Origin of the sequence: Weizmannia acidilactici (assembly GCF_008974185.1) — a bacterium.
GTDB lineage: Bacteria > Bacillota > Bacilli > Bacillales > Bacillaceae_C > Weizmannia > Weizmannia acidilactici.
The window spans coordinates 39,474-46,423 of sequence record NZ_BKZP01000027.1; the positions used below are offsets into that span (position 1 = coordinate 39,474).

8 protein-coding genes are annotated in these 6,950 nt (G+C 48.2%); 1 reads left to right on the top strand and 7 read right to left on the bottom strand.

Going from position 1 to position 6,950, the window contains the following annotated elements:
• Window positions 1-77: 77 nt before the first annotated feature.
• The 7 genes from BpJC4_RS11820 to BpJC4_RS11850 are packed head-to-tail and all read right to left on the bottom strand — an operon-like array spanning window position 78 to window position 5,641.
• Window positions 78-1,055: a biotin--[acetyl-CoA-carboxylase] ligase gene (locus tag BpJC4_RS11820; protein ID WP_151680744.1), complete on the bottom strand. Its 978-nt coding sequence runs from the start codon at window positions 1,053-1,055 to the stop codon at window positions 78-80.
• Complete coding sequence (locus BpJC4_RS11825; protein WP_151697945.1) at window positions 1,025-2,230, bottom strand: CCA tRNA nucleotidyltransferase; 1,206 nt, start codon at window positions 2,228-2,230, stop codon at window positions 1,025-1,027. The genes BpJC4_RS11820 and BpJC4_RS11825 overlap by 31 nt, the downstream gene beginning before the upstream one ends.
• Window positions 2,184-3,368, bottom strand: coding sequence for an N-acetyl-alpha-D-glucosaminyl L-malate synthase BshA (gene bshA, locus BpJC4_RS11830; protein ID WP_151680746.1), 1,185 nt, complete (start codon window positions 3,366-3,368; stop codon window positions 2,184-2,186). The genes BpJC4_RS11825 and bshA overlap by 47 nt, the downstream gene beginning before the upstream one ends.
• Window positions 3,365-4,072: a bacillithiol biosynthesis deacetylase BshB1 gene (bshB1, locus tag BpJC4_RS11835; RefSeq protein ID WP_151697946.1), complete on the bottom strand. Its 708-nt coding sequence runs from the start codon at window positions 4,070-4,072 to the stop codon at window positions 3,365-3,367. Before bshB1 ends, bshA begins: the two co-directional genes overlap by 4 nt.
• A complete protein-coding gene (gene mgsA, locus BpJC4_RS11840; RefSeq protein WP_151680748.1) occupies window positions 4,069-4,476 on the bottom strand; it encodes a methylglyoxal synthase in 408 nt (135 codons plus the stop codon). The genes bshB1 and mgsA overlap by 4 nt, the downstream gene beginning before the upstream one ends.
• A 17-nt stretch (window positions 4,477-4,493) precedes the next feature.
• On the bottom strand, window positions 4,494-5,294 hold the full coding sequence (gene dapB, locus BpJC4_RS11845) for a 4-hydroxy-tetrahydrodipicolinate reductase (RefSeq protein WP_151680749.1): 801 nt from the start codon (window positions 5,292-5,294) through the stop codon (window positions 4,494-4,496).
• Window positions 5,295-5,311: 17 nt separating this feature from the next.
• The gene (locus BpJC4_RS11850; RefSeq protein WP_151680750.1) at window positions 5,312-5,641 is read right to left on the bottom strand and encodes a nucleotide pyrophosphohydrolase; all 330 of its coding nucleotides are present in this window, start codon (window positions 5,639-5,641) and stop codon (window positions 5,312-5,314) included.
• 165 nt (window positions 5,642-5,806) lie between these two features.
• Here BpJC4_RS11850 and BpJC4_RS11855 point away from each other — a divergent pair, with 165 nt between their 5' ends.
• Entirely contained in the window at window positions 5,807-6,670 is an 864-nt protein-coding gene (locus BpJC4_RS11855; RefSeq protein WP_151680751.1) for a YitT family protein, read from the top strand.
• The last annotated feature ends 280 nt before the right edge of the window (window positions 6,671-6,950 follow it).

A 6,950-nucleotide genomic window follows, 5' to 3' on the forward strand; every position in this document is an offset into this window, starting at 1 on the left:
GAATAGATACTACCCAAGTTTATTATAACAGGTTCAGCCGAATAACTCTATATTTCCCGTCCATTTGTGCCAATTTTTTAACGTTCGATTTCGATATCCGCAGAATAAATAGAGTGTATTTTTCCGTCTTCCCCCTCCAATTGCAGTACGCCTTCATCCGTAATCCCGATCGCTTTTCCCGATATATCTCCTTTTAAAGTGTGTGCGGTAATATTTTTGCCAATCACGGCCGCGTAGCTTTCCCACAATAATTTTAACGGTGCGAACCCGTTTTCGATATAAATTTTCTCGTATTTTTCCAGTCTTTCCAGAATACGCTGGACAAGCAGCGCACGTTTGATTTTTCTCCCCGATTCGATCAAAAGGGAAGTGGCAATCGGCTTTAATTCATCCGGAAATTCCGTTTCGTTTACATTGATGCCGATTCCGATAATGACCGCCTGGATTTGGTCGGTATCCGCCTGAAGTTCGGTTAAAATCCCGGTGCATTTTTTCCCGCCGATCAATATATCATTCGGCCACTTGATCTCAGGATGCACCCCCGCCGTTTCTTCGATCGCCTGGGCAACCGCAACCGCAGCGATCAACGTAAAAGGAGGCGCCCATTGCGGCGGGAGGTCCGGACGCAGCACAACGCTCATCCAGATACCTGTGTATTTTGGGGAGTACCAGGCGCGCTGTAGCCGCCCCCTGCCGCCCGTCTGTTCTTCGGCAATGACAAGCGTGCCGCCGGGGCAGCCTTCCTGCACGAGCCGATGCGCCAATTTTTGCGTCGAATCAACCGTTTCTTTGTAATAAACGGTTTTTCCGAGCCGTTTTGCTTCCAGGCCGTACTGGATTTCATTTTCTGTCACTTTATCTTCTGTGCTCTTGATACGGTAGCCTTTTTTTCGGACCGCTTCCAGCTCAAAACCTTCTTTTCGGAGTTCCTCCATATGCTTCCACACCGCAGCGCGTGAACAGTTAAGTTTTTTTGCCAGCAATTCCCCGGAAACAAAACCGCCTCCCGCTTCTGTCAGCAGTTCTAAAATTTTTTTTCTTGTGGATGTTTGCATGCAAGCCACCCCCGAATCGCATCCCACTGATTATCAACCTTTCCGGTTAACACAGCCGTTTCAATCTCGCGGAGCATCTCTTTCAGCCACGGGCCGCCTTTTTTAGAAAAGAAATCCATCAGCATTTTGCCGTCTACCGCAAGCTGGCTGCGGTCCGTAATGGGCATTTCCCGGAAAACTTTTTCGATGGCGGGCGTATGTTCCCGCCAGTCTTCCCGGCGGAAGGCGCAAAAAACGGTTTCCGCATCAACTGCTGTTTTTTTACCTGCATCATACAGCATTACCGTATCCCACGGCCGCGCCGTCCGCTTTCTAACAAATCCGAGTGTGCGCAATATCGCTTTCCGCTTCAGATTCGGCAGTTTCCATTTTCGCAGGAATGCATTTTCATCATCCGGTTCCACAGCTTTGATAAGATATACCCAAAGCTGGGATTCTGTCAATTCATTTAAAGCAGGGTTTAATGCGGGCATGAGGCGCATTTCCATCTTTTCAAGCCCCGGCAGGTAAGACAAAAGCCTTGTTTCGCATAAGAAAGCAAGCGCCTCATAAGGGCGCACGCCTTCCAATAATTTGATAAACTCCTGTGTAATCCTTTCGACGGCAATATACTTTAGCAGATGGGCATAGACTCGGATCGCCCGCTTCGTTCCGTTTTCGATCTCAAAGCCGAGCTGGCTCATAAAGCGGACAGCCCGCATCATACGGAGCGCATCTTCGCGGAATCTTTCCTCCGGCGAGCCGACCGTTTCGATCCGTTTGTCCCGGATCGCTTCTTTGCCAGAAAACGGGTCAATCAATTTTCCCGTTTTGTCCATCGCGATCGCATTCATGGTGAAATCGCGGCGCTTTAGATCAAGAAGGAGCGAATCCACATATTCAACCGACTCCGGGCGCCGGTAATCTTTATATTCCGACTCGGTCCGGAACGTTGTGACTTCGTACTGGCGCCTCCCGTACAGCACGAGCACCGTTCCGTGTTCAATCCCGACGTCAACCGTTTGCTTAAATAACGCCTTGACTTCTTCCGGTTTTGCCGATGTGGCGATATCTACATCATGCACAGGGCGCCCGAGCAAGCTGTCGCGGATCGACCCACCGACGAAAAAAGCTTCGTATCCTGCATCTTCAAGCGTTTGGATGACGGGGAGTGCTGTTTGAAATGGCGGAAGCATGTCCATCAACCTCATTTACCAATTGTTCATAAATTTCTTCATACTGTCTTAATATTTTTTTGGAATAAAATTTTTCCGTCACCGTTTTCTCCGCCGCCTTTGAAAAAGAGTCGTACAGGGCGGGATCGCGGAATAAACGGAGAGCCTTTTCGGCAACGCCTGCAATATCGCCAAGTTGGCACAGGTAGCCGTTGCGCCCGTCGTCAATCACTTCTGGAATGCCCCCGATATCGGTGCCGATGCATGGCACGCCGCAGGCCATCGCCTCAAGTGCCGCCAGCCCGAAACTTTCCTTTTCCGATAACAGCAGCATAAGGTCGCTGATCGAATAAAGTTCTTCCAGCTGGTCCTGTTTTCCTAAAAACAGCACGTCTTTTTCAATATGTAAATCCCTTACAAGCCGGGATACGACTGTCATTTCCGGCCCGTCGCCAACAAGCAGGAGCTTTGCCGGGATTTGCTCCCTCACTTTTGCAAATGCCCTGACAACATCGGGAACGCGTTTTACGGCCCGGAAGTTGGAAACGTGAATGAGCACTTTTTCCTTTTCCAAAATGCCGTATTCTTTTTTCAAATGAGACGCATTCACCCTGCGGTACACCCGTTCATCAACAAAATTATAAACCGTTGTAATCTTTTTTTGCGGCTGGATTAAATCGTATGTCTGCTGGACGAGTGCATTGGAAACCGCCGTGACTGCGTCGGACTGTTCGATCCCAAAGCGGATGGCGGAAGCAAGGGACGGGTCGTACCCGAGCACGGTGATGTCCGTGCCGTGCAGTGTCGTTACAATTTTCATGCCTATTTTCGCCATCATTTTGCCGAGAATCGCGCAAATCGCATGCGGGATCGCATAATGGACATGCATCACATCGAGTTTTTCCCTTTCCGCAACTTCGGCGATTTTGCTGGCGAGTGCAATATCATAAGGCGGATATTGGAAAACGGCATACGGGTTGACTTCGACCTGGTGGTAATAAATATTATGGTACATTTTATTAAGCCGAAACGGCACGCTTGACGTAATAAAATGGATCTCGTGTCCGTTTTCCGCAAGCAGCTGGCCGAGCTCCGCGGCAATGACGCCGGAGCCACCGACTGTCGGATAGCATGTAATCCCGATTTTCAACTTTTTCATAAATCGAGCACATCCAAATTCACGAGTAATGGCTTTTTGCTTAAAAATCCTTCCGCATATTTTACCCCGAGCTCCTTGCCAAACAACCTTTCACGGGAAACCACTGTTTCAATATAGCCGTCTGTAAGCGGGGTGCTGACGTTGTTTTTCCCATCTGAAAACTGGCTTTCATACGCATGCAGGCTTTCGATTTTCTTATCCATATAATCCGAGACATCTACGATAAAATCCGGCTGATGGGAGCCATTTACCATATAAAAATAGAGATGTTTCGGCTTATGGTAAGGAAGATCCGGATCGGAAACGTATTTCCGGATTCCGGCTGAAAAGAAAGCTTCTTCGACCAGCCTGCCGCAGTTGCCGTGGTCAGGATGGCGATCTTCATGATACGGCGCAAATATCACTTCAGGCTTAAATGCACGAATCACACCTGTAATTTTCCGGATATATTCATCCAGCATAAAAAGGCCGCGATCCGGCAATTGGAGCGTCATCCTTTCTGCAACCCCGAGAGAAGCTGCCGATTTTTTTGCTTCGATTTTCCGGTTTTCGACTGTCCCGTTGGAAGACAGCTCCGCTTCCGTTAAATCGCAGATCGCAACCTTTTTTCCAAGGGATGCCCATTTGGCAATTGAAGCCGCCATGCCGATTTCGACGTCATCAGCATGTGCCCCGAATGCGAGGATATCTACCTTACCTGTCATTGTTTTCCATCTCCCGCAAGCGTCGGCCAAGAAATGCCTTCTCTTTTTAACTGTTCCATCAGAATGGAAGCCGTCCCGATATTCGTCGCCAAAGGAACCTGGTGGACATCACAAAGCCTGATCAAGGCGGAGACATCCGGTTCATGCGGCTGCGCGGTTAATGGGTCACGCAGAAAAATGACGAGATCCATTTCATTTTTTGCGATTTGCGCCCCGATCTGTTGGTCACCACCATAAGGGCCCGACTGGAAACGGTGGACGGAAAGCCCTGTTTCATCCATAATCCTTTTACCGGTTGTCCCTGTCGCGTAAAGCTTGTGTTTAACAAGCACCTCTTTATGGACCCAGGCAAACCGGACCATATCGTCTTTCTTTTTATCATGGGCGATCAGTGCAATGTTCATGTCTCTCCACTCCCCTATCAATCCAAAATATTTTCCAGGCCGTAAACGAATGTATCGAGGTTCATGACGGTTTCTACTGCAACTTTGACACCTGACATAAAAGATTCCCGGTTAAATGAATCGTGGCGGATCGTCAACAGCTGGCCGCCGCCGCCGAACAGCACTTCCTGGTGCGCAACAAGGCCAGGCAGGCGGACACTGTGGATGTGCATCCCTTCAAAATCTGCCCCTCTTGCCCCTTTCAACGTTTCTTTTTCATTCGGATGTCCTTGTGTTTTTTTCGTACGGGCCTCTGAAATCATTTGTGCCGTTTTTACGCTCGTGCCGGACGGGGCGTCCACTTTCTGGTCGTGATGCAGTTCAACAATTTCCACATCGGGGAAATATTTCGCCGCCATTTTCGCAAATTTCATCATGAGCACCGCCCCGACGGCAAAATTCGGAGCAATGATGCAGCCGATCCCTTTTTCCTCGGCAACCGCTTTTAAATCGTCGAGTTCCGCATCCGTAAACCCGGTCGTTCCCACAACAGTGCGGACACCGTACTCAAGGGCGGCTTTTGCATTGTGATACCCTGCTTTCGGCGCCGTTAAATCAATCCATACATCAGCCGGGCAATTTTCAAGGCATTCCTTGGGATCCGTATAAATCCGGACCGGTTCGCCGTCATAATCAGATACATCATTCAACAGTTTCCCGCCGTCTTTATGGTCCAAAACGCCGACCAGTTTAAAATTTTCCGTCCTTTGAACGAGCTTGACCGCCTCGCTCCCCATTTTCCCGCGCGCGCCGGCAACAATAATGCGTATTACATCCACGTCCCAACAACTCCTTTTCAATCTTTTCTCGTCCATCTATCTTTATCCCGGGTATTAAATTTATGCAACACCCGGTCATGCGCTTTTTGTAAATCAATATGTAAAGCATTCGCCATACAAATGATGACAAACTGCAAATCGCCGAGCTCTTCTTCCACCGTTTTCGGCTCTTCATCCGGTTTTTTCGACTTCTCCCCGTAATAATGGTTGATTTCCCTCGCCAGTTCCCCGAGTTCCTCCGTCAGCCTGGCCGTAAGCGCAAGCGGGCTGAAGTACCCTTCCTTAAACTGTGAGATATAATCGTCCACTTCTTTTTGCATTTGCCGCATTGTTTTGTCGTCCGTCATATCCTGACCCCCGCAATGTTTGATACTCTTCCATGTTAGCTAAAATTGGCGGATTTTACAAATGATTCATTTGCGTACAATGCGCCTTATTGCGGTTTTGATTTCTTTTAAGCTATAATGGGGACGCCGGATATGAAAAATTTGCCGGAAAAGGAGGATATGGATATGCTGAAAATCAAAAACATCTTTTTTATTTTGCTCGGGTCTGCCATTTTCGCCTTTGGCATTGTCCATTTCAATATCCAGAACCATCTGGCGGAAGGCGGGTTTACCGGGATCACGCTGCTCTTCTACTATTTATTTCATATCAATCCCTCCTATTCCAACCTGATTTTGAATATTCCCATATTTATTATTGGATGGAAACTTTTAGGAAAAAAATCGTTTTACTACACCATCATTGGCACGCTTGGGTCCTCCCTTTTTTTATGGATTTTCGGAAAAAAGCATTTCAATATCCCGCTGCACGATGATATGTTTCTCGCATCGCTTTTTGCAGGCGTGTTTATCGGCGTCGGGCTAGGTATTATTTTCCGTTACGGGGGAACATCAGGCGGCGTCGATATTATTGCGAGGCTCATATTTAAATATAAAGGCGTGGCGATGGGGAGAACGATGTTTATGTTCGACGCCTGTGTGATCACGCTGTCGCTCATTACGTACTTGCACTACCGGGAGGCGATGTATACGCTTGTTGCCGTTTTTGTCGGCTCACGCGTCGTCGATTTTCTGCAGGAAGGCGCCTATACGGCAAGAGGAGCTTTTATTATTTCGGAAAAGCATAATGAAATTGCCGAAAAGGTGATGAATCAGATGGACCGCGGCGTCACCGTTTTCCGCGGGCACGGGATGTTCACAAAGCAGGATCGCGATGTGTTGTATTGTGTTGTTGGGAAAAACGAAGTCTCCCGCTTAAAAGGCATTATCCACTCCATTGATCCCCATGCCTTTGTATCGATGATGGTCGTCCACGATGTGCTCGGGGAAGGATTTACGCTTGATGAAAACAAACAGCCGATCCAGGATTAACCGGATCATAATCGAGTAGGAGGAGGTGACTAGCCCCCGTCCTCTCACACCACCGTACGTACGGTTCCGTATGCGGCGGTTCAACCAAATAAATGACGCTTGTCACAATACTTTTCATACAGGCTTTCAGCCCTTGGTGATTCCAGTAGGAGTTACCAAGGGTTTTGTGTAATATTGGACTTTTAGAAATTCGCCAATATGCTTTCCTTGAGTTTCTCCTCAATGACCCATTTGTATCCTCTTTCAATAAACCTGTTCTGGCTCCACCCTCTTGAGGTCT